The following is a 21,905-nucleotide window of genomic DNA, read 5'->3' as shown; positions in this document are numbered from 1 at the left end:
CAACATCAATTCAAGGGTGAGTAGCCACTGGCCGTTGCGCGGCAACCTGGGTCACGGCCCGGTCGCTGGCGCCGGGCTTGAGGCACATCGTCAACACCACCGACAGCATCAGTGCGCCGCTCATCAACAGATACGACGCGCCGGGCGACCCGGTGGAGCTGTTCAGGTAGCCGACCAGATAGGAACCGCCGAACGAACCGAGGGCGCCCATGCTGTTGATCAACGCCATGGCGCCGCCCGCCACGTTGGCCGGAAGGATCTCCGGGACGATGGCGAAAAACGGCCCGTAAGGCGCGTACATGCAAGCGCCGGCAATCACCAGCAAGGTGTAGGACCACCAGAAGTGTTCGGCGCCCAGGGCGTAGGAACCGTAGAAGGCAATCGAAGCGATCAACAGCGGCGGCCACACGAAGCGTTTACGTTTTTGCAATTTGTCCGACCCCCAGGACACCAGCAGCATGCCGATGACGGCGGCCAGGTACGGCAGCGCCGAGAGCCAACCCGCTTCGATCATGTCCATTTGCGCACCGGCCTTGAGGATCGACGGCAGCCACAGCACGAAGCCGTAGACGCCAATGCTCCAGCAGAAAAACTGCAGGGCCAGGATGATCACGGTGGGCGAGCGGAAGGCTTCGGCGTAGTTTTTCACCGCCTTGATGCCCACTTGTTCGGCGGCCAGGGCGCTTTCCAGGTCGTGTTTTTCCTGGTCGCTGAGCCACTTGGCCTGGGCCGGACGGTCATCGGCCAGGCGCCACCAGATAAACGCCCAGAGCACTGCCGGCAAGCCTTCGATGATGAACATCCAGCGCCAGCTGTAATGCTGCACCAGATAGCCCGACACCACTGACATCCAGAGCATGGTCACCGGGTTGCCGAGGATCAGGAAGGTATTGGCGCGCGAGCGTTCCGCGCGGGTGAACCAGTGGCACAGGTACACCAGCATCGCCGGCATGACCGCGGCTTCGACCACGCCGAGCATGAAGCGGATGACGATCAGCCAATAGGCGTTGGAGACAATCCCGGTCAAGGTGGCCAGGCTGCCCCAGAGAATCAGGCTGACGAAGATCAGCTTTTTCACGCTGTGTTTCTGCGCGTAGATCGCCCCCGGCACCTGGAAGAAAAAGTAGCCGAGGAAGAACAGGGCGCCGAGCATCGATGACAGGCCCGGTGTGATCATCAGGTCCGCCGCCATGCCGGAGGCGGCGGCGAATCCGTAGTTGGCGCGGTCGAGGTACGCCAGGCTGTAGGTGATGAACACGATGGGCATGATGTACCACCAGCGGCGGGCGGCGAGGGTTGCGGTTTTCATGGTGGTGCTCCTGAGCTTGTTGTTTTTGTCGCAGCAGGTAACGGTTTTAGATGTTCAGTGACTGTGCGGACCTCATCGCGGGCAAGTCGGATCGCCGCACCGCCGGTCCCACAGGATTTGCGTGACGATCATAAATCTGTGGTCCACCACAACCCCCTGTGGGAGCGGGCTTGCCCGCGATGGCGGCCTCAAACTCGGCAGACATCTCAAGCCGAGTAGGCAACCCCTCCATATCCCCCCGACTCTGCACCGCACGGCTGCCAATCCAGTTGGCGCGCTTCACCGCATCGGCGAAGCTGTAGTTTTCCAGCAATGCGCTGATCATCCCGACGGCAAACCCGTCGCCGGCACCGACGGTGTCGACCACGGTTTGCACCGGTACGCCGGCGACAAATCCCTGATCCTGATGGGTGCGGTAGTACGCCCCATGCGATCCGAGCTTGATCGCGACGGCTTCGGCACCCTGGTCCAGATAAAACGCCGCGATGTCGGCGGGATCCTCGAAACCGGTCAGCAGCCGGCCTTCGCTCAACCCCGGCAGCACCCAATGGGCCAGGGCGGCGAGGCGGTTGATTTCAGTGATCATCTGTTGCGAACTGGCCCACAGGCTCGGGCGCAGGTTCGGGTCGAACGACACGCTACGCCCGGCCTCGCGCATGCGGGTCATCAATTCGAAGGACATTTCCCTCGCCGTGGCAGACAGCGCCGGGGGAATGCCGGTGGCGTGCAAATGCCGCGCCTCGAGCAATTCGGGCACGATCGACGCTGGCGACAGATGACTCGCCGCCGAACCGCGCCGGAAGTACTCGACCACAGGATCGCCGCCGTCGTCAGTGCGGGACTTGAGCTGAAAACCGGTCGGGTGTGCAGCGTCGATGGCAACGTTGCTGCAGTCCAGGCCCTCCTTCTCCAGGGTGTCGATGACGAAGCGGCCCAGGGAATCGGCGCCGACCCGGCTCAACCACGCCACCTTGAACCCTAGCCGCGACAGGCCGATGGCGACGTTGTTGTCGGCGCCGGCAATGCGTTTGTGGAAATGACCGACCTCGGCCAGCTCGCCGTTCTGTTCGGCGACGAACATTGCCATGGTTTCGCCAAACGAGAGAATATCGAACTCAGACATGCGCATTCTCCAGGCGGGGTTGGCCGAGGCGGGCGAGTGCGGCGACGTGTTCGGTGGTCAGTTGCAGCAGGTCTTCGCCTTGCAGCGGATATTCCGCCGCCCGCATCACGCCTTGGGTCATGTGCCGCAGCAGTTGTTCCCACAGGTGCAGGTCACTGGCGGTGGGTGGCAGGGCGACCAGTTTGCCGTCGGCGCGGCGCGACACGGCTTTGCAATGCACATAGCCGACGTGACGACCGAGCAACCGCGCGGCGTTGGCGGCCGACTGGTCCTGCCAGTGCCAGTTGCCGATGTCGAAGGTCATCTTGATGGGCAGGTGGTGTTGCTCGACGGCGGCGAAAAAACGCTGGAAGGGTTCGATGCGCCCACCGTGCAGGGTCTGGTCGTTTTCCACCAGCAGTTGCACGGTGCTTTTGCCAAGGACCTGATTCAGGGCCTGGAGGTCGCAGGTGTCGGTGAAATAGCCCAGGGAAACCTTCAGCCATCTGGCACCGAACGCATGGGCGCGTTGCAGGGCGATGATCAGCTCCGGATTGGGCTTCGACTGGCCTGCGAGCCACAGTTCCATTGGCGAGGAATACACACTTTCCAGGCCTTGGGCACGGGTGGCGTCGGCCAGTTGTCTCGGGTCTTCTGCGGTCAGCAGTTCTTCGCGCCATTCGATGCGCGTAGCGCCGGCGGCGGCCAGGATGTCGATGAAACTGCCCTGGCCGCGCTGGCGTACCAGGTCGGCGCCGTAACTGGACAGGCTGATGGAGACGGGTGGCTTATTCATTGTTATTGACCTCTGAAACCGGTTTCATTTTTGTTCGAAGAAGAATGGGCTAAGTGAGTCTTGCAGTGTTTTTCAGGGCCTCTTCGCGGGCAAGTCGGATCGCCGCACCGCCGCTCCCACAGGGATCTTCGGTGGACACAGATTGGTGTACGACATAGCTCACTGTGGGAGCGGGCTTGCCCGCGAAGAGGCCGGAACATTCACCGAGAATTTCCAAGGGTTGAACCTCTTGCAATCAACCGCGCTGAAAAATCCACCGTCCGCACCGGCCCGTCATCTCCTCGCAAACGCTTGAGCAAACACTCAAACGCACTGGCACCAATCTCCGCCGTGGGCTGGGCGAGGGCAGTGATGCCGCTGCCCACCAGCGGGTACCAATCCAGGTCATCGAGGGCGATCAGGCCGACATCCTCGAACAGATTGCAGTGCAACTCCCGCAAGGCATGGGTGCTGGCCAGCGCTGCAATACCGTTCGCGCAGAACAGTGCTTTCGGGCCGGGACCAGGCGAATCAAGGAAGGTTTTCAGCTGGGCAGTCAGTTCGCTGCCGGTTTCGATGAGGGTGCCGCAAAGCGCCGGACGCAGGGCAATCTGCGCCTTGAAACTGCTGACCCGCTCGATTCGCGAGCTGGTGCCGTCATAAGGTTCGGTGACCAGCAGCACATCTCGGTAACCCTGTGCTTCAAGATGGGCGAGGGCCATCTCGACCGCCGCCGGGTTGTCCAGCCCGACCAGATCGCTGTCGAGCTGCTCGACCTTACGGTCCACCAGCACCAGCGGCATTTCCCGGTGCAACTCGCGCAATTCATCGCGATGGTGGCCGAGGGTGTTCACGATCAGGCCTTCGATGTTGTAGGAGCGCAGCAGGGCCAGGTGCTGGCGTTCCTGCTCGTCATCGCGGTCGGTGTTGCACACCACCAGGCTGTAGCCGTGTCGACGGCAGGCGGTTTCCACCCCGTGCATCACGGCAATCGAATAAGGGTTGCGGATATCGGCCACCAGCATGCCGATCAGGCGGGTGCGGCCGCGTTTCAGGCCGCGGGCCATCTGGTTCGGGCGGTAGCCCAATTCGGCAATCGCCTGCTCGATGCGCAAGGCAATCGCCTCGGAGAGCAGGGCGCGGTCATCGCCGATGAAGCGCGAGACGCTGGCCTTGGAGACCTTGGCGTGTTCGGCCACATCGAGCATGGTCACGCGGCTGCGCTGGGCGGCGGAGAAATCGTTCACGGTCTGAAACCTTATTATTGGATTTATAAGTTTTGTGCTGTGTGAGACAGCGCTGAAACCGGTTTCAGAAGACACTAAAAACGAATCCGCCGTCAAGTGCCTGATTGATCGAGGAGCAAAAAATGCCGACGGGTGGCAGTCAGCCTTGTAGTGGCCATGCGGACGCCTTCGCCAGCAAGCCGGCTCCTACAAGGGGGGGGCGTTGACGCGGTAGGCGCTGGTTTGTCGGCTTGCCGTACCGCAGCGAAGGCGGCTTCAGGCCAACACACTCAACCAGGCCGATCCCAGCAGCAACAGGGCCATGCAGCGGTTGAAACGCTGCATCGCTCGCGGCGAGCGCAACCACCGCGTCGAGCCCGCGCCGAGCAATGCCCAGACGCCGAGGCATGGCAGGGATATCAGGAAAAAAGCCAGGGACAAATACAGCACGTGACCAAGGCGCTGCTCGCCGCTTCCGGCGAACACGCTCACAACAGCCAGCGCCATCATCCAGGTTTTCGGGTTGATCAATTGCAGGCTGGCTGCGCCCACCAGCCCCAGGCGGGCAGTGGACTGTTCAGTGACAAGGGCCTCGGCGGGAGCGCTGAAAATCTGCCACGCCAAAAAACTCAGCCAGGCCACGCCTGTCCACTGCATTGCGGTTTGAACGACGGGTAGCGTGGTCAGCGATGAACCGGCACCGGTGCCGACCAGCAGCACAATGGTCGCGGCACTGGCACAGGCACCGAAGATGATCGGCACGGCGGCCGCCAATCCATATCGAGCGCTGTTGCTCAACGCCAGGATGTTGGTCGGGCCGGGTGTGATCGACGCCACGAAAGCAAATAGCAGGAACGGCAAAAACGTCGGGAAAGAAGGCAACATCGCGGGCAACTCCGGTGAAGATCATTGAACCCGATCTTCACGCTCCCGAGCTTGGCTGTCTGGAAGATTTGAGCAGCGCTTGCGATACAGCGCGGGCGTCAGGCCGTAGGCGCGCACGAACCAGCGCCCCAGGTGGCTCTGGTCGGCAAACCCCAACGCCATGGCCACCGTGGCCGGTTGCTCGCCACGGGCCAGCATCCGACGGGCCGTGGCCAGGCGCAACTGCACCAGATAAGCGTGAGGGGCCATGCCGTAGGCGGCCTTGAAGGCGCGGGTCAGGCGGAATCGATCGACGCCCGTTGCTGCGGCCACTTGGTCGAGGCCGATGTCGTATTGAGCATTGGCGTGCAGGTACTCCCGCGCCTTCTTCGCCACCGACGGCAGGCGCGGATCGTCGCCATAACCAGCCCGCCAGTGCAAATGGCGGGTGAGACGTTCGAGCAAACCGTCGAGAGCGGTCTGGCGCACGATCTTGAGCTCACCCTGATGCAGTGCTTGAAACGCCAGGCTGGTGGCGTGGGCCAGACGCACGTCGGTGGTCAGGGTATTGGCGAAACTCAACTGACTATTATCGGGAGCATTGTCGAATACTGCACTGAGTTCACGTGTGAGCCACTGCGGATCGAGGTACAGCATGCGGTAGGTGAAACCGTCCTCGGTCGGCGCTTCGCCATCGTGGATGTCGCCCGGTTCGAGCAGAAACACCTTGCCCGGCGTACTTTGATGCCTGGCCCGCCGACAGTTGAACTGCTGGACCCCTTGCTCGGTGACGCCCACCAGATAGCTGTCATGCCAGTGCGGGTCGTAGGCGTGGCCCTCGAAATGCGCGCGCAGCGTCTCGATGCCGGTGTCGGCGTCCTGGGCCAGGTCGATCCAGTTGTGAGGGGGCATGCTGCACCTGTGGGACGGATTGCCGGCCTATTTAGCGCCGGAATCGTGGTCGATGCCTAGAACGTTTGTGCACGAGTCAGTTGAACAGGCCTGCCGCGATGTTGATCGAGAAGCCGAGAATGGCGGTATTGAACAGGAAGCCGATCAACGACTGCGCCAGCACGATCTTGCGCAAATCCCGTGTCGCTACACCGACATCCGAGGTCTGCACGGCTACCCCGATGGTGAACGAGAAGTACAGGAAGTCCCAGTAATTGGGCGTTGTCAGGCCTTCAGCAAAACGCAGCGCCGGGTCCTTGCCGTCCCAGGTGTAGAACAGCCGAGCATAATGCACGCTGAAAATGACCCCGATCAGCAGCCAGGACCCGATCACGGTCAACGCAGTAAAGCCGTAGTGCAGCATCTTGCGGGTCGTTTCCAGGTCCCGGCTGCCGGCCAGTTCGAAGGCGATGGTCGCCAGGCTCGCAATCGCAGCGCTGCACACCACAAATAGCACCAGCCCGGCGTTCTCATCTTCGACCTCGGCAATGCGCTTCACGTCCGGCGCTTTGGCCCGCACGGTGAGCCAAACCATCAGGATCAGGTACGTCCAGACCCCGGCATTCCAGCCGAAAAGGATTTTGCTGATGATCGAATCGGCAGGAGCGAGAATGCCTACCGCGATGCCGAGCGTGGCGGCGGCGGACAGGCGTGGGTGGGTGCGGGCGAGGTAGGGCATGTGAGCTCACGGCAAGCAGGATTGCTCCCACCATAGACCAGGTCACCGGGGTTTTGTAGGCACTGCCGAAGGCTGCGATCTTTTGATCTGACGAGGAGTGATGCCGGGCATTGGCATAAAGCTAGCGCCGCGCCACTAACAGGTCTGTTAGTGGCGTTGCCGGCGCGAACGACTTTAATGCAAGCATCGCCACCTTCGTTGGCAATGTTTCAGGATGAACACAAGTGAAAAGACATTCTCTGTTATCAACGTCCCACTCTTCCGGATCGTCACGACTCAGTTCACCGGCAGGTCTGGTCGTGACGAGCACTTCAGAGTCGTCCGTGAAAATCAGCTGGGGCTATGGTGCTGGTGGAGGGCAAACCGGAACCCGGGTGAAATGGGGGCGCGAACGGTCGGAGGACAACTTCATCGACCAAATAGACTTGCCGTTGCCTCAAAAGAAATTCGAGATCACCGGGCTTGCTCCCGGGACCCGATATTACATCCACGTCTATGGCATCAACACCGAGGAAGCGTCATCTCCCATGTGGGTGGAGGCAGCGACCAGCCTGGCCACTTCTCCGCCTGCCGCCCCGACGAATCTGAACGCTGTGCCAACCAGGGATAGCATGGCATTGACGTGGTCCGGTCCCGCCAATGTGACTTGCTACAAGATCAGTTACGGCGTTGCGCCCAGTGGTCCGGCGACTGATACCACCTCGCTTGACCCTGCCTGTACGATCGTTGGGCTGCTGTCTAATACCAACTATTACATTGATGTTCGCTCGTCCAACAGCAACGGTGATTCGGCTCCAGCCCGCATCGTTAAACAGACATTGCAGGTGCCCGCGCCGCCAGCGGACCTGCACGTAACCCCAGGCAGCAGCAAGATGAATCTGACATGGTCCCCGTCCCCGGGGGCTATCGAATATGTCGTCCACTATCGTGTCGAGCCTGGCGGTGCCCCTCAGACCCTGGTGACGAGCAACCCGAACCATGAGTTGACAGGCCTGAGTAAAAATACGTCGTACTTTATCGAAGTGAGTGCCGCCAATACCAATGGCGACTCCTTGCCCGCAACCATCACGGAAAAGACCCTGGACGGCCCCCCCATACCCTCGCATCCAGGTGTTTTGCACCTGATCGTCACCTACGACAGGGTGGCTGTCAGTTGGGCGGGAACCCCCAAGGAACCCGGCTATGAATTGACCTATGGCCTGGAAGATAAATATCCCGAAGTCATCGACACGCTGACCACTGAACATTTAACGGCTGGCATCAAATATCTTGTCCCTGACGCCCGATACTTCATCGAAGTTCGTGCCTTCAATGCCAGTGGCCACTCGGAGCCCTCACGCACCTCGATCACGATCGGTCCCGACAGGACGCAACCGCGCAACCTGCGCACGCCTGGTCGAACCTTCTGCGAGGCGTGGGTGAAGTGGGACAGGCCTGAGGATCACTCCTATTTGATTGACTATGAAATCACCTGCCCGGGTCGAGAACCGGTACGAACCACGGCGCTCGAATTCATCGCCACGGGGTTGACCCCCGAGAAGGAATATCTGTTCAAAGTCCAGCCCCGTAGACCTGAAGGGCCCGTCCCGGCATTACCGGCGTCGATCAGTGTAGTGACCCATGATCGAGTGCCCCCCACATCGCCGCGAGGGCTGCAGTCCATGGCACTGACAGAGGGAAATGCAAGGCTGAGCTGGCATCCCTCTGATGACAATGTAGATGTGACCGGTTATGAAATCCGCCGCAATGGGGGAGCCTGGGAGCCGGTGAGCCAGGACCGCCGAACCCGCTACCCGGTCACCGGTTTGACGCATGGCATCGCCGAAGTATTCGAGGTGCGTGCCAGGGATGCTGCTGGAAATTGTTCGATCCCGGCTTTAATCAATTTATCGGGATCATGATCCGGATTCGTGGTGTTGTGATGGTCGCTTGCGTACGCGTTTCATCACCACCACAAAAAACACAGGTACAAACACCACCGCCAACGTTGCGGTGATCATCCCGCCGATCACCCCGGTGCCGATGGCTTGCTGGCTCGCCGAGCTGGCTCCGGTGGCAAGCGCCAGCGGCACTACACCGAGGATGAAGGCGAGCGACGTCATGACGATCGGCCGCAGGCGCAAGCCGGCGGCCTGGAGCGTGGCGTCGATCAGGTCGTGGCCTTCGTCGTACAGGCTCTTGGCGAACTCGATGATCAGGATCGCGTTTTTTGCCGACAAGCCGATGATGGTGATCAGCCCGACCTTGAAGAACACGTCGTTGGGCATCCCGCGCAGGGTCACGGCCAGGACCGCACCGAGCACCCCGAGCGGCACCACCAGCAACACAGAGGTCGGGATCGACCAGCTTTCGTACAGTGCCGCCAGGCACAGGAACACAATCAACAGCGACAACCCGAGCAGGATCGGCGCCTGACTGCCGGACAGGCGTTCCTGCAGCGACAGGCCGGTCCATTCCTGGCCCAGGCCTGCGGGCCCTTGCGCCACCAGTCGTTCGATTTCGGCCATGGCTTCACCAGTGCTGTGGCCGGGTTTCGGTTCGCCGGAAATGCTGATCGCCGGGTAGCCGTTGTAACGGGTCAACTGCGCCGGGCCCTGGGTCCAATTGGCCTGGACAAAGGCCGACAACGGCACCATGTTCCCGCTACTGTTGCGTACATGGATCTTCAGCAGATCGGCGACCTGACTGCGTTGATCGCCTTCGGCCTGGACCACCACCCGTTGCATCCGCCCTTGGTTGGGGAAGTCGTTGATGTAGGCCGACCCGACGGCGGTGGACAGCACGCTGCCAATGTCGGCAAACGAGACGCCCAGCGCGTTCGCCTGTTTACGGTCCACGATCAGTTGCACTTGCGGCGCTTCGGCCAGGGCGCTTTCGCGGACGTTCATCAGGATCGGGCTTTTCTCGGCGGCCTCGAGCAGCTCGGTGCGCGCCTGCATCAGCGTGGCATGGCCGAGGCCGCCCCGATCCTGCAGGCGGAACTCGAAACCGCTGGAGGTGCCGAGACCGTCCACGGGTGGCGGCAGGACGGCGAAGGCCACGGCGTCCTTGATCTGGCTGAGGGCGATATTGGCGCGGTCGGCTATCGAACTGGCCGAGTCGTCGCTGCCGCGATCGGACCAATCCTTGAGCGTGGTGAACGCCAGCGCCGCGTTCTGGCCGCTGCCGGAAAAACTGAAGCCAAGGATCACCGTGCTGTCGCCAACCCCGGGTTCAGTGGCGTTGTGCGCTTCGATCTGTTCGACCACCTGCACCGTGCGGTTCTTGCTCGCGCCCGGCGGCAGTTGCACGTCGGTGATGGTGTAGCCCTGGTCTTCCACCGGCAGGAACGAGGAGGGCAGGCGACTGAAGCAAATACCCAGGCCGATCAACAGCACGCCGTAGATCAACAGGTAGCGGCCCGTGCGCTTCAACGCATAGGCAACCCAGCCCTGATAGCGCACGGTCAATTGTTCAAAACGCCGGTTGAACCAGCCGAAGAACCCACGTTTTTCATGATGCTCGCCTTTCGCGATCGGCTTGAGCAAGGTTGCGCACAGTGCCGGGGTCAAGGTCAGGGCGAGGAACGCGGAGAACAGGATCGAGGTGGCCATCGACAAGGAGAACTGCCGGTAGATCACCCCGACCGAGCCCTGCATGAACGCCATGGGAATGAACACCGCCACCAGCACCAGGGTGATGCCGATGATCGCGCCGGTGATCTGCTGCATCGCCTTGCGCGTCGCTTCCTTGGGCGACAGGCCTTCGCTGACCATGATCCGTTCGACGTTTTCCACCACCACAATCGCGTCGTCGACCAGGATGCCGATAGCCAGCACCATGCCGAACATGGTCAGCACGTTGATCGAGAAACCCAGGGCCAACATGGTGGCGAAGGTCCCCATCAGCGCCACCGGCACCACCAGGGTCGGAATCAGCGTGTAGCGGATGTTTTGCAGGAACAGGAACATCACCGCAAACACCAGCACCATTGCCTCGATCAGGGTGTAGACCACCTTGGTGATCGATACCTTGACGAAAGGCGAGGTGTCGTACGGGATCTTGTATTCCACATTGGAGGGGAAGTAGCGCGCCAGTTCATCCATCTTCGCCCGCACCAGGGTCGCGGTGCTCAGGGCATTAGCGCCGGGGGCCAATTGCACGCTGACCGCAGTCGATGGCTTGCCGTTCAGGCGGGTGCCGAACTGATATTCCTGACTGCCGATCTCGACCCGCGCCACGTCGCCGATGCGCACGGTGGAACCGTCGGGGTTGGCCTTGAGCACGATGTCGGCGAACTCCTCCGGGGTCGACAACTGACCTTTGACCAGGATGGTCGCGGTGATTTCCTGGGTGCTGCGGGTCGGCAAGTCGCCAATGCTGCCAGCCGAGACCTGGGCGTTCTGCGCGACGATGGCGGCGTTGACGTCGGCCGGGGTCAGGTTGAATCCGATGAGTTTGCGCGGGTCGATCCAGATCCGCATCGCCCGTTCCGCGCCGTACAACTGGGCCTTGCCGACGCCGTCCAGGCGCTTGATCTCGTTCATCACGTTGCGCGCCAGGTAATCGCTGAGCGCCACCTCGTCGAGTTTGCCGTCGCTGGAGGTCAGGGTGATCAGCAGCAGGAAACCGGCCGAGACTTTCTCAACCTGCAAACCCTGCTGGGTGACCGCCTGCGGCAGGCGCGATTCGACGACTTTCAGGCGGTTCTGCACATCGACCTGGGCCATCTCCGGATTGGTGCCCGGCTGAAAAGTGGCCTTGATCGTCGCGCTGCCGAGGCTGCTTTGCGACTCGAAATACAGCAGGTGATCGGCGCCGTTGAGCTCTTCCTCGATCAGGCTGACCACACTCTCGTCCACGGTCTGCGCCGACGCGCCCGGGTACACGGCATAGATTTCGATCTGCGGCGGGGCGACGTCGGGGTACTGCGCCACCGGCAACTGTGTAATGGCCAAGGCACCGGCCAGCAGAATGAACAGGGCGACCACCCAGGCGAACACCGGGCGATCGATAAAGAACTGCGGCATAAAAAAGCGTCCTGCTTACTGACCAGAAGCCTGGGCAAGGGGAAGAGGGGAGTCGTCGATCTGCACTTTCTCGCCGGGCTTGGCGTGTTGCAGGCCTTCGACGACGATGCGGTCGCCGGCCTTGAGGCCGCCGGTGACGATCCAGCGATCGTTCTGCACGGGGCCCAGTTCCACCTGCTGTTGGCCGACCCGTTGTTCGGCGTCGAGCAACAGCACCTGGGGGATGCCGGCGCTGTCGCGCTGAATGGCCCGTTGCGGCACGCTGATACCCTGCTCATTGACCGCTTGTTCCAGTCGCACGCGAACGAAACTGCCCGGCAGCAAATCGAGGTCCGGGTTGGGGAACTCGCTGCGCAGGATGATCTGGCCGGTGCCCGGGTCGACCGTGATGTCGGTGAACAGCAACTTGCCCGGCAACGGATAGAGGCTGCCGTCGTCCTGGATCAGCGTGGCCTTGGCCTGGCCCTGGCCTACCTGCTGCAATTGACCGGATCGGAAGGCGCGGCGCAGTTCGTTGAGTTCACGGGTCGACTGGGTGAGGTCGGCGTGAATCGGGTTCAACTGCTGGATCAAGGCCAGCGGCGTGGTTTCGTTCTGCCCGACCAGCGCGCCTTCGGTGACCAGCGCGCGGCCGATGCGCCCGGAAATCGGCGCGGTGACGGTGGCGTAACCCAGGTTCAGTTTCGCCCGCTGCACCGCGGCCTGGTTGGCGGCGACGTCGGCGGCTGTTTGGCGTACCGCCGCCCGGGCGTTGTCGTAGTCCTGGCCGCTGATGGCATTGCCTTCGATCAACTGGGCATAGCGCTGCTCTTGCAAGCGCGCCTGGAAGGCATTGGCCTCGGCCTTGCGCAACGCGGCCTCGGCGCTGTCCAGGTCAGCCTTGAACGGTGCCGGGTCGATGCGAAACAGCACGTCGCCCTGTTTCACGTCGCTGCCTTCACGGAAGGTCCGTTGCAGCACCACGCCGGCCACCCGGGCGCGGACTTCGGCGATGCGCGGCGCGGCAATGCGCCCGCTCAGTTCGCTGCTGATCGACAGTGGCCGGGTCGATAGGGTTTCGATACGAACCGTGGCCAGTGGCGCCTGCTCTTCGGCAGTCGGGGCCTTGTCGCAAGCGCTCAGCGTCAAGGCCAGTGCGATCAGGCTGAGCCTGGCAAGCAGGTTGTTTGACATGTAAATACCCCAATAATGACCCCGCCATCCTACGGGGAGGCGGGGAAGGTATCGGTTAAGCTTTGTAGGTGCTGTGTGAAATTGTGTAAGGGTTTTACTCAGGTGTGGGTGAGGGCGTATATCCTTGGCGACCGCTTCGCGCTCGTTCGCGGGCAAGCCTCGCTCCTACAGGCCATGCGCCAGTCTGCAATATCGCCAAACCTGTAGGAGCGAGGCTTGCCCGCGAAGAGGCCGGAACAGTAACCACAGCACTTTCTGGAAACACCCCATGCCCAACATCCTCCTGGTCGAAGACGACACCGCCCTCGCCGAACTGATCGCCAGCTACCTGGAACGCAACGGCTACTGCGTCAGCGTGATCGGCCGCGGCGACCATGTGCGCGAACGGGCCCGGGTCGATCCGCCGGACCTGGTGATCCTCGACCTGATGCTGCCCGGGCTGGACGGCCTGCAAGTCTGTCGATTGCTGCGCGCCGATTCGGCCATGCTGCCGATCCTGATGCTCACCGCCCGCGACGACAGCCACGACCAGGTGCTGGGCCTGGAGATGGGCGCCGACGACTACGTCACCAAACCTTGCGAGCCACGGGTGCTGCTGGCCCGGGTGCGGACGTTGCTGCGGCGCAGCAGCCTCGGCGAACCCCAGGCCGTCAACGACCGAATCCTCATGGGCAATCTGTGCATCGACCTGTCCGAACGCACCGTGACCTGGCGCGAGCAACCGGTCGAACTGTCCAGCGGCGAATACAACCTGCTGGTGGTGCTGGCCCGGCATGCCGGCGAAGTGCTCAGCCGCGACCAGATCCTGCAACGCCTGCGCGGCATCGAGTTCAACGGCACCGACCGCTCGGTGGACGTGGCCATTTCCAAGTTGCGGCGCAAGTTCGGCGATTGCGCCGGCGAGGCGCGCAAGATCAAGACGGTCTGGGGCAAGGGCTACCTGTTCAGCCGTTCCGAGTGGGAATGCTGAGCCGATGTTCAGAATCCTCTTTCGCCTGTACCTGGTGACCATCGTCTCGTTCAGCGCGGCGATCTACCTGGTGCCGGACCTGGTGATCAAAGTCTTTCACGAGCGTTTTCTCACCTACAACCTCGACTATTCCCGAGGCCTGCAGACCCTCATCGTCAAACAGTTCCATTCCGTGCCCCCGGCGCAATGGCCGGCCCTGGCGGCGGAGATGGACAAGGAATTCCAGCCGCTGCACATCGTGTTGAGTGGCAACGACGACGCCGACTTCACCCCCGATGAACGGCAACGTCTACAGCGCGGCGAGAACATCGTCCGTATTGGCGACTGGGGCTGGCGCACCCTGGCGGTGTCGCCGCTGAACGAGCGCACGGTGGTGAAAATGGTGGTGCCGCCGGACCCGACGGACGTCAGTTTGCTGTACTGGAGCATCAACGTGCTGATCGGCGCGACCATGCTTGCCTGTCTGTTGCTGTGGCTGCGCCCGCACTGGCGCGACCTGGAACGCCTCAAGGGCACGGCGGAACGCTTCGGCAAGGGGCAGTTGAGCGAGCGCACGCAGATCTCCGCCAGCTCCAACATCGGCAGCCTGGCCAATGTGTTCGACACCATGGCCGGCGACATCGAGAACCTGCTCAACCAGCAGCGGGACTTGCTCAATGCCGTCTCCCACGAACTGCGCACGCCCCTGACGCGCCTGGATTTCGGCCTGGCCCTGGCGCTGTCTGATGACCTGCCGGCCGCCAGCCGCGAGCGCCTGCAAGGCCTGGTGGATCACATCCGTGAACTCGATGAGCTGGTGCTGGAGTTGCTGTCCTACAGCCGCCTGCAAAACCCGGCGCGGCTGCCAGAGCGGGTTGACGTCTCGCTGGATGAATTCATCGACAGCATCCTTGGCAGCGTCGACGAAGAGCTGGAATCGCCGAACATCGTCATCGATGTATTGCTCCACGGCCAGCTCGAACGCTTCAGCCTCGACCCGCGCCTGACCGCCCGCGCCTTGCAGAACCTGCTGCGCAATGCCATGCGCTACTGCGAAAAACGGATTCAGATCGGTGTACAGGTTGGCCCCAAGGGATGTGAGATCTGGGTCGACGACGATGGCATCGGTATTCCCGACGATGAACGTGAGCGGATTTTCGAGCCGTTCTATCGCCTGGACCGCAGCCGGGATCGCGCCACGGGCGGTTTTGGCCTGGGATTGGCGATCAGTCGCCGGGCACTGGAGGCCCAGGGCGGAACGCTGACCGTCGAGGCGTCGCCGCTGGGCGGGGCCCGGTTCAGATTGTGGTTGCCGACGCCTGCCTGATTCTCTCGCCTGATGTGTCGTTCATCAAATCGCCATCGCGAGCAAGCTCGCTCCCACACGGATCTGCGGCGTTCACACATCAAATGTGGGAGCGAGCTTGCTCGCGATGGCGCCCGCCCAGTCGCCCTGTAATTGGGCAACCATAAAAAAGCCCGGCCATCAAACCGATGGCCGGGCTTTTTTTGCGCAAAGGAACTGTGTCGTCAGATCAAACCTTGACGATCCAGCCTGCTGGCGCCTCGACGTCACCGGTCTGCACGCCCGTCAGCTCTTTGTAGAGCTTCTGGGTGATCGGGCCGACGTCGGTTTCGCTGTGGAACACGTGCAACTTGTCGTTGTAGCTGATGCCGCCGATCGGCGTGATCACCGCGGCAGTCCCACAGGCGCCGGCTTCCTTGAAATCGGACAGTTTGTCGATGAACACGTCGCCTTCGATCACTTCCAGGCCCAGACGGGACTTGGCCAGTTCGATCAACGACAGGCGGGTGATGCCCGGCAGCACCGACGGCGAGTTCGGGGTGACGAACTTGTTGTCGTGGGTGATCCCGAAGAAGTTGGCCGAACCGACTTCCTCGATTTTGGTGTGGGTCATCGGGTCCAGGTAGATGCAGTCGGCAAAGTGCGCCTTCTTGGCCAGGGAGTTCGGCATCAGGCTGGCGGCGTAGTTGCCACCGACCTTGGCCGCACCGGTGCCTTGTGGGGCTGCGCGGTCGTAGCTTGAGATCAGGAAATTGTGCGGGGTCAGGCCACCCTTGAAGTAGGCGCCGACCGGGATGCAGAAGATCGAGAAGATGAACTCGGGGGCGGTACGCACGCCGATGTTGTCACCCACGCCGATCACGAACGGACGCAGGTACAGCGCGCCGCCGGTGCCGTAAGGCGGGATGAAACGCTCGTTGGCGCGGACCACGTCCTTGCAGGCTTCGATGAACTGCTCGGTGGACACCTGCGGCATCAGCAGGCGAGCGCAGCTGCGCTGCATGCGGGCGGCGTTCTGGTCCGGGCGGAACAGGTTGATCGAGCCGTCCTTGCACCGATAGGCCTTCAGGCCTTCGAAGCATTGCTGGCCATAGTGAAGGGCAGTGGAGCCTTCGCTGATGTGCAGCACATTGTCTTCGGTCAGGGTGCCTGCGTCCCACTCGCCATTACGCCAGTGCGACAAATAGCGCTTGTCTGTCTTGATGTAGTCAAAACCCAACTTGTCCCAATTGATGCTTTCGTTACCCATGACACCCTCTATCGCTTAACAACCGCCGAAACGGTTCAAGGCTTCTGACGTTTTTTCTGGATGGGGACAACAATACTTCATTCCGGGCCCTTTTCGCAGCCCGGAATGCGATCCTTTGTAGGAGCGAGGCTTGCCCGCGAACAACGATAACGCTGTGGTTCAGATACACCGTGGTGTCTTGTTCGCGGGCAAGCCTCGCTCCTACAGGTCCGGTTTATAGGTGCAGTGCGTGGCCGAGGGCCCGCAACGCCGCTTCCTGCACCGCTTCGCCCAAGGTCGGATGCGCATGGATCGTCCCGGCGATGTCTTCCAGCCGCGCACCCATTTCCAGGCTCTGGCCAAATGCAGTCGACAACTCCGACACGCCCACACCCACCGCCTGCCAACCGACAATCACATGATTGTCACGCCGCGCCACGACCCGCACGAAGCCGCTTTTCGATTCCAGGGTCATCGCCCGGCCATTGGCCGCAAACGGAAAGCTCGACACAATGCAGTCCAGCCCCGCAGCCTTGGCTTCGTCCGGGGTCTTACCGACCACCACCAGTTCCGGGTCGGTAAAGCACACGGCAGCGATGGCGGTCGGGTTGAATTCGCGGGATTTACCGCTGATCAATTCGGCAACCATCTCGCCCTGGGCCATGGCCCGGTGCGCGAGCATCGGTTCGCCGCTCAGGTCGCCGATGGCGTACACGTTGCGCATGCTGGTCTGGCAGCGGTTGTCGATTTTGATCGACGAGCCGTTCATATCCAGGTTCAGCGCTTCGAGGTTCCAGCCCTGGGTGTTGGGTTTACGTCCGACGGCGACCAGTACCTGATCGGTTTCCAGATTCAGTGTGTCACCATTCGGGTCACTAACCTGCAGCGTATTACTTTGTGAATCAAAGCCTTGCACGCTGTGTTTCAAGTAAAGCCTGATGCCAAGTTTTTTCAGCTCGTCATGCACGGGCTGGGTCAGTTCGGCGTCGTAGGCTGGCAGGATCCGCTCTTGCGCCTCGACCACGCTGACGTCGGCACCGAGCTTGCGATAGGCAATCCCCAGCTCCAGACCGATGTAACCGCCACCCACCACCACCAGACGTTTTGGCACGGAAGTCGGCGCCAGGGCTTCGGTAGAGGAGATGATCGGTCCGCCAATCGGCAGCATCGGCAGGTTCACGCTTTTCGAACCGGTGGCCAGCACCAGGTGCTCGCACTGGATCCGCGTGTCGCCGACTTCAACGGTCTTGCCGTCGATGACCTTGGCCCAGCCCAGGATCACCTGAATCTTGTGCTTCTTCAGCAGCGCCGAGACGCCAGTGGTCAGGCGATCGACGATGCCGTCCTTCCATTCGACGCTCTTGCCGATGTCCAGGGTCGGCGCCGAAACGCTGATGCCCAGCGCCGAGTGCTGGCTGTGGTGCTGCGTCTGGTGGAACTGTTCGGCCACGTGGATCAACGCTTTCGACGGAATACAGCCAATGTTCAGGCAAGTACCGCCCAACGATTCGCCTTCCACCAGAATGGTCGGGATGCCCAGCTGTCCGGCACGGATCGCCGTCACATAACCGCCAGGGCCGCCGCCGATGATCAGCAGCGTGGTGTTCAAATTCTGCATGTCTTACTCCACGAACAAGGTGGCGGGTTGTTCGAGCAAGCCACGAACCGCCTGGATGAATTGCGCCGCGTCCATGCCGTCGACCACGCGGTGATCGAAGGAGCTGGAAAGGTTCATCATCTTGCGAATAACGATCTGGCCTTTGACCACCATCGGGCGTTCGACGATTTTGTTCACGCCGACGATCGCCACTTCCGGCAGGTTCAGCACCGGGGTGCTGACGATGCCGCCCAACGCGCCGAGGCTGGTCAGGGTGATGCTCGACCCGGACAGTTCATCGCGGCTGGCCTTGCCGGTGCGCGCAGCGGTGGCCAGGCGCGAGATTTCCGTGGCGCTGTCCCACAGGCTGCGGGCTTCGGCGTGACGCACCACCGGTACCATCAAGCCGATGTCGGCCTGGGTGGCGATGCCCACGTGCACCGCGCCGAGGCGGGTGATGACCTGGGCTTCGTCGTCGTAACGGGCGTTGATCTGCGGGAAATCGCGCAGGGCGACGACCAGGGCGCGGACCAGGAACGGCAGCAAGGTCAGCTTGCCACGGGTCGCACCGTGTTTTTCGTTCAAATGCGCGCGCAACTCTTCCACGGCGGTGACGTCGATTTCCTCGACATAACTGAAGTGGGCAGCGCGCTGGGTGGCATCCTGCATGCGCTGGGCGATCTTGCGGCGCATGCCGATCACCGGGATCTGTTCTTCATCGTTACGCTGGGCGTAAGCGGCAGCCGCGGACGACTGTGGTTGCTGACCTTGGGCCAGATAGGTCTCGAGGTCTTCGTGCAACACGCGACCGGCAGGGCCGGTGCCACGCACCAGGCGCAACTGAATGCCCAGGTCCAGCGCATGTTTGCGCACGGCCGGGGAAGCCAGCGGGCGCTCATCGGCTTCGCGAGCCACCATCGGGCCCTGGCAAACGGCGGCTGGACGTGGTGCCGCAACCGGTTTGCTCTCAACCGCCGCGGCAACTTTCGGCGCTACGACCGGCACTTCTTTCACGGCAGCAACCGTTGGCTGGGCCGATTCTTTAACGTTGCCCGCGCCTTCGACTTCAATGCTGATCAGGATGCTGCCCACGGCCATGACTTCGCCCGGCTGTCCACCCAGCGCAATCACCTTGCCATGCACCGGGGACGGGATGTCGACCATCGCCTTGTCGGTCATGACATCGGCCAGCACCTGATCCTCGACAACCATGTCGCCAACCTTGACGTGCCATACCGACAATTCAACTTCTGCAATGCCTTCACCAATGTCCGGCATTTTAATAACGTGCGTGCCCATTCAGACCTCCATGACCCGTTTCAACGCCGCGCCCACTCGGGACGGCCCTGGGAAATACGCCCACTCTTGCGCGTGCGGGTAGGGGGTGTCCCAGCCGGTGACGCGCTCGATTGGCGCTTCCAGGTAGTGGAAGCAGTGTTCCTGCACCAGGGCCACCAGTTCGGCGCCGAAACCGCAGGTGCGGGTCGCTTCGTGAACGATGACGCAGCGTCCGGTTTTCTTCACCGACTTGACGATGGTGTCCAGGTCCAGCGGCCACAGGCTGCGCAGGTCGATGACTTCGGCGTCGATGCCGGTTTCTTCGGCGGCGACTTGCGACACGTAGACGGTGGTGCCGTACGTCAGGATGGTCACCGCCTTGCCCGGACGGGTGATGGCGGCAACGTCCAGCGGCACGGTGTAGTAACCGTCCGGCACTTGTGCGGCGGGGTGTTTCGACCACGGGGTCACCGGACGATCGTGGTGACCGTCGAACGGACCGTTGTACAAGCGCTTCGGCTCGAGGAAGATCACCGGGTCATCGTTTTCGATGGAGGCGATCAGCAGGCCCTTGGCGTCGTAAGGGTTGGACGGCATGACCGTGCGCAGGCCGCAGACCTGGGTGAACATCGCCTCGATGCTCTGGCTGTGGGTCTGGCCGCCATAGATGCCGCCGCCGCAAGGCATGCGCAGGGTCATCGGCGCGGTGAACTCGCCGGCCGAGCGATAACGCAGGCGGGCGGCTTCGGAAATGATCTGGTCCGAAGCCGGGTAGACGTAGTCGGCGAACTGGATTTCTGCAACCGGCCGCAAACCGTAGGCGCCCATGCCCACGGCGACGCCGACGATGCCGCTTTCGGAGATCGGCGCGTCGAACACCCGGGAGGTGCCGTACTTGGTCTGCAGGCCTTCGGTGCAACGGAACACGCCGCCGAAGTAGCCCACGTCCTGGCCGAATACGACGACGTTGTCATCACGCTCAAGCATCACATCCATGGCCGAGCGCAGGGCCTGGATCATGGTCATGGTGGTCGTGGTCATGGCGGTATCCAACTGAATATTGCTGTTGTGATCGTTCATGTCAGATCCCCAGCTCTTGACGCTGGCGCTTCAAGTGCTCCGGCATCTCTTTATAGACGTCTTCGAACATGGTCGCGGCGCTCGGGATCTGGCCACCGGCGAGGGTGCCGTACTGCTCTGCCTGTTTCTGCGCGGCGATCACTTCGGCTTCCAGTTCGGCGCTGACGGCGAGGTGCTCCTCTTCGGACCACTGGCCGATTTTCACCAGGTGCTGCTTGAGGCGCGCAATCGGGTCGCCCAACGGGAAATAGCTCCAGTCGTCGGCAGGACGGTATTTGGACGGATCATCAGAGGTGGAGTGCGGGCCGGCGCGGTAGGTGACCCATTCGATCATGGTCGGGCCCAGGTTGCGCCGGGCGCGTTCGGCAGCCCAGGCAGAAGCCGCGTAGACCGCGACGAAGTCGTTGCCATCGACCCGCAGGGAGGCAATGCCACAGCCGACGCCACGACCGGCAAAGGTGGTCGCTTCACCACCGGCAATCGCCTGGAACGTGGAAATCGCCCACTGGTTGTTGACCACGTTGAGGATCACCGGCGCCCGGTAGACGTGGGCAAAGGTGAGGGCGGTGTGGAAGTCCGATTCGGCGGTGGCGCCGTCGCCGATCCAGGCCGAGGCTATCTTGGTGTCGCCCTTGATCGCCGAGGCCATGCCCCAGCCCACGCCTTGGATGAACTGGGTGGCGAGGTTGCCGGAAATGGTGAAGAAACCGGCGTCCTTGACCGAATACATGATCGGCAACTGGCGGCCCTTGAGCGGATCGCGCTCGTTGGACAGCAACTGGCAGATCAGGTCCACCAGCGGCACGTCCCGCGCCATCAGGATGCTTTGCTGGCGGTAGGTCGGGAAGCACATGTCGTCGATGTTCAACGCCAGGGCCTGGCCGCTGCCGATGGCTTCTTCGCCGAGGCTCTGCATGTAGAACGACATTTTTTTCTGACGCTGGGCGACCACCATGCGGTTGTCATAGATCCGCGTCTTGAGCATGGCGCGCATGCCTTTACGCAGGATCTGCGACGGCACGCCTTCAGCCCATTCGCCGAGGGCGTTGCCCTGGTCGTCGAGCACGCGGATCAGGCCCTTGGCCAGGTCGGCGGTTTCGGCGGGTTCGACATCGATCGGGGGTTTGCGCGCCAGCCCGGCATCGGTCAGACGCAGGTAGGAGAAGTCGGTTTTGCACCCTGGACGGCCCGAAGGTTCCGGAACGTGCAGGCGCAGCGGTTCGTACGCTTGGTTCATGGCTTCTACGCTCGATTTTGTGAAATTCTTGTAGTGAGCTGACCTTCATTCTCCTGTAGGAGAATTCTTGTCCTACAACAATCATAGGCCGGGCCAAGGAGAATATTTCTCTGTCTTTCGTTGCACTTGCAGTCATTTGAGG

Annotated in this window: 17 protein-coding genes; 3 read left to right on the top strand and 14 right to left on the bottom strand. The window is 62.0% G+C overall.

The window, feature by feature from the left end; all coding sequences use genetic code 11:
* Positions 1-10 precede the first annotated feature (10 nt).
* From PMA3_RS15850 to PMA3_RS15820, 7 genes are all read right to left on the bottom strand, one after another.
* On the bottom strand, positions 11-1,309 hold the full coding sequence (locus tag PMA3_RS15850) for an MFS transporter (RefSeq protein WP_064678053.1): 1,299 nt from the start codon (positions 1,307-1,309) through the stop codon (positions 11-13).
* A 46-nt stretch (positions 1,310-1,355) separates the two neighbouring features.
* Positions 1,356-2,432 carry a sugar kinase gene (locus PMA3_RS15845; protein ID WP_064678052.1) on the bottom strand — a complete coding sequence of 359 codons (1,077 nt, stop codon included), beginning with the start codon at positions 2,430-2,432 and terminating at the stop codon, positions 1,356-1,358.
* Positions 2,425-3,207: a sugar phosphate isomerase/epimerase family protein gene (locus PMA3_RS15840; protein WP_064678051.1), complete on the bottom strand. Its 783-nt coding sequence runs from the start codon at positions 3,205-3,207 to the stop codon at positions 2,425-2,427. Before PMA3_RS15840 ends, PMA3_RS15845 begins: the two co-directional genes overlap by 8 nt.
* A 200-nt stretch (positions 3,208-3,407) precedes the next feature.
* Positions 3,408-4,433: a LacI family DNA-binding transcriptional regulator gene (locus PMA3_RS15835; protein WP_064678050.1), complete on the bottom strand. Its 1,026-nt coding sequence runs from the start codon at positions 4,431-4,433 to the stop codon at positions 3,408-3,410.
* A 255-nt stretch (positions 4,434-4,688) separates the two neighbouring features.
* Complete coding sequence (locus PMA3_RS15830) at positions 4,689-5,297, bottom strand: LysE family translocator (protein WP_064678049.1); 609 nt, start codon at positions 5,295-5,297, stop codon at positions 4,689-4,691.
* A gap of 21 nt (positions 5,298-5,318) precedes the next feature.
* Positions 5,319-6,188: an AraC family transcriptional regulator gene (locus PMA3_RS15825; RefSeq protein WP_064678048.1), complete on the bottom strand. Its 870-nt coding sequence runs from the start codon at positions 6,186-6,188 to the stop codon at positions 5,319-5,321.
* A gap of 76 nt (positions 6,189-6,264) precedes the next feature.
* Entirely contained in the window at positions 6,265-6,906 is a 642-nt protein-coding gene (locus PMA3_RS15820; RefSeq protein ID WP_064678047.1) for a DUF1345 domain-containing protein, read from the bottom strand.
* A gap of 224 nt (positions 6,907-7,130) precedes the next feature.
* Between PMA3_RS15820 and PMA3_RS15815 the strand changes: the two genes are divergently transcribed.
* Positions 7,131-8,807, top strand: coding sequence for a fibronectin type III domain-containing protein (locus PMA3_RS15815; protein ID WP_082930343.1), 1,677 nt, complete (start codon positions 7,131-7,133; stop codon positions 8,805-8,807).
* On the opposite strand, the gene PMA3_RS15810 is transcribed toward PMA3_RS15815, so the two are convergent.
* Positions 8,802-11,915 (bottom strand): efflux RND transporter permease subunit, encoded by a 3,114-nt coding sequence (locus PMA3_RS15810; protein WP_064678045.1) that lies wholly within the window; start codon positions 11,913-11,915, stop codon positions 8,802-8,804. The two genes, PMA3_RS15815 and PMA3_RS15810, sit on opposite strands and share 6 nt — an antisense overlap.
* 15 nt (positions 11,916-11,930) lie before the next feature.
* Positions 11,931-13,088 (bottom strand): efflux RND transporter periplasmic adaptor subunit, encoded by a 1,158-nt coding sequence (locus PMA3_RS15805; RefSeq protein WP_064678044.1) that lies wholly within the window; start codon positions 13,086-13,088, stop codon positions 11,931-11,933.
* A gap of 268 nt (positions 13,089-13,356) precedes the next feature.
* Between PMA3_RS15805 and PMA3_RS15800 the strand changes: the two genes are divergently transcribed.
* The gene (locus tag PMA3_RS15800) at positions 13,357-14,058 is read left to right on the top strand and encodes a response regulator (protein ID WP_064678043.1); all 702 of its coding nucleotides are present in this window, start codon (positions 13,357-13,359) and stop codon (positions 14,056-14,058) included.
* Between the two features lie 4 nt (positions 14,059-14,062).
* Positions 14,063-15,364 carry an ATP-binding protein gene (locus PMA3_RS15795; protein WP_064678042.1) on the top strand — a complete coding sequence of 434 codons (1,302 nt, stop codon included), beginning with the start codon at positions 14,063-14,065 and terminating at the stop codon, positions 15,362-15,364.
* 208 nt (positions 15,365-15,572) lie between these two features.
* On the opposite strand, the gene PMA3_RS15790 is transcribed toward PMA3_RS15795, so the two are convergent.
* From PMA3_RS15790 to PMA3_RS15770, 5 genes are all read right to left on the bottom strand, one after another.
* Positions 15,573-16,592: a branched-chain amino acid aminotransferase gene (locus tag PMA3_RS15790; protein ID WP_064678041.1), complete on the bottom strand. Its 1,020-nt coding sequence runs from the start codon at positions 16,590-16,592 to the stop codon at positions 15,573-15,575.
* 214 nt (positions 16,593-16,806) lie between these two features.
* Positions 16,807-18,189, bottom strand: coding sequence for a dihydrolipoyl dehydrogenase (gene lpdA, locus PMA3_RS15785; protein ID WP_064678040.1), 1,383 nt, complete (start codon positions 18,187-18,189; stop codon positions 16,807-16,809).
* A gap of 3 nt (positions 18,190-18,192) precedes the next feature.
* Positions 18,193-19,467, bottom strand: coding sequence for a dihydrolipoamide acetyltransferase family protein (locus tag PMA3_RS15780; RefSeq protein ID WP_064678039.1), 1,275 nt, complete (start codon positions 19,465-19,467; stop codon positions 18,193-18,195).
* Complete coding sequence (locus PMA3_RS15775) at positions 19,468-20,526, bottom strand: alpha-ketoacid dehydrogenase subunit beta (protein ID WP_064678038.1); 1,059 nt, start codon at positions 20,524-20,526, stop codon at positions 19,468-19,470.
* 1 nt (position 20,527) lies between these two features.
* A complete protein-coding gene (locus PMA3_RS15770) occupies positions 20,528-21,763 on the bottom strand; it encodes a 3-methyl-2-oxobutanoate dehydrogenase (2-methylpropanoyl-transferring) subunit alpha (protein ID WP_064678037.1) in 1,236 nt (411 codons plus the stop codon).
* Positions 21,764-21,905 lie beyond the last annotated feature (142 nt).

It is taken from the genome of Pseudomonas silesiensis (assembly GCF_001661075.1).
In the GTDB taxonomy this organism is placed as follows: Bacteria; Pseudomonadota; Gammaproteobacteria; order Pseudomonadales; family Pseudomonadaceae; genus Aquipseudomonas; species Aquipseudomonas silesiensis.
This window is presented reverse-complemented; position numbering and strand designations above follow the sequence as displayed.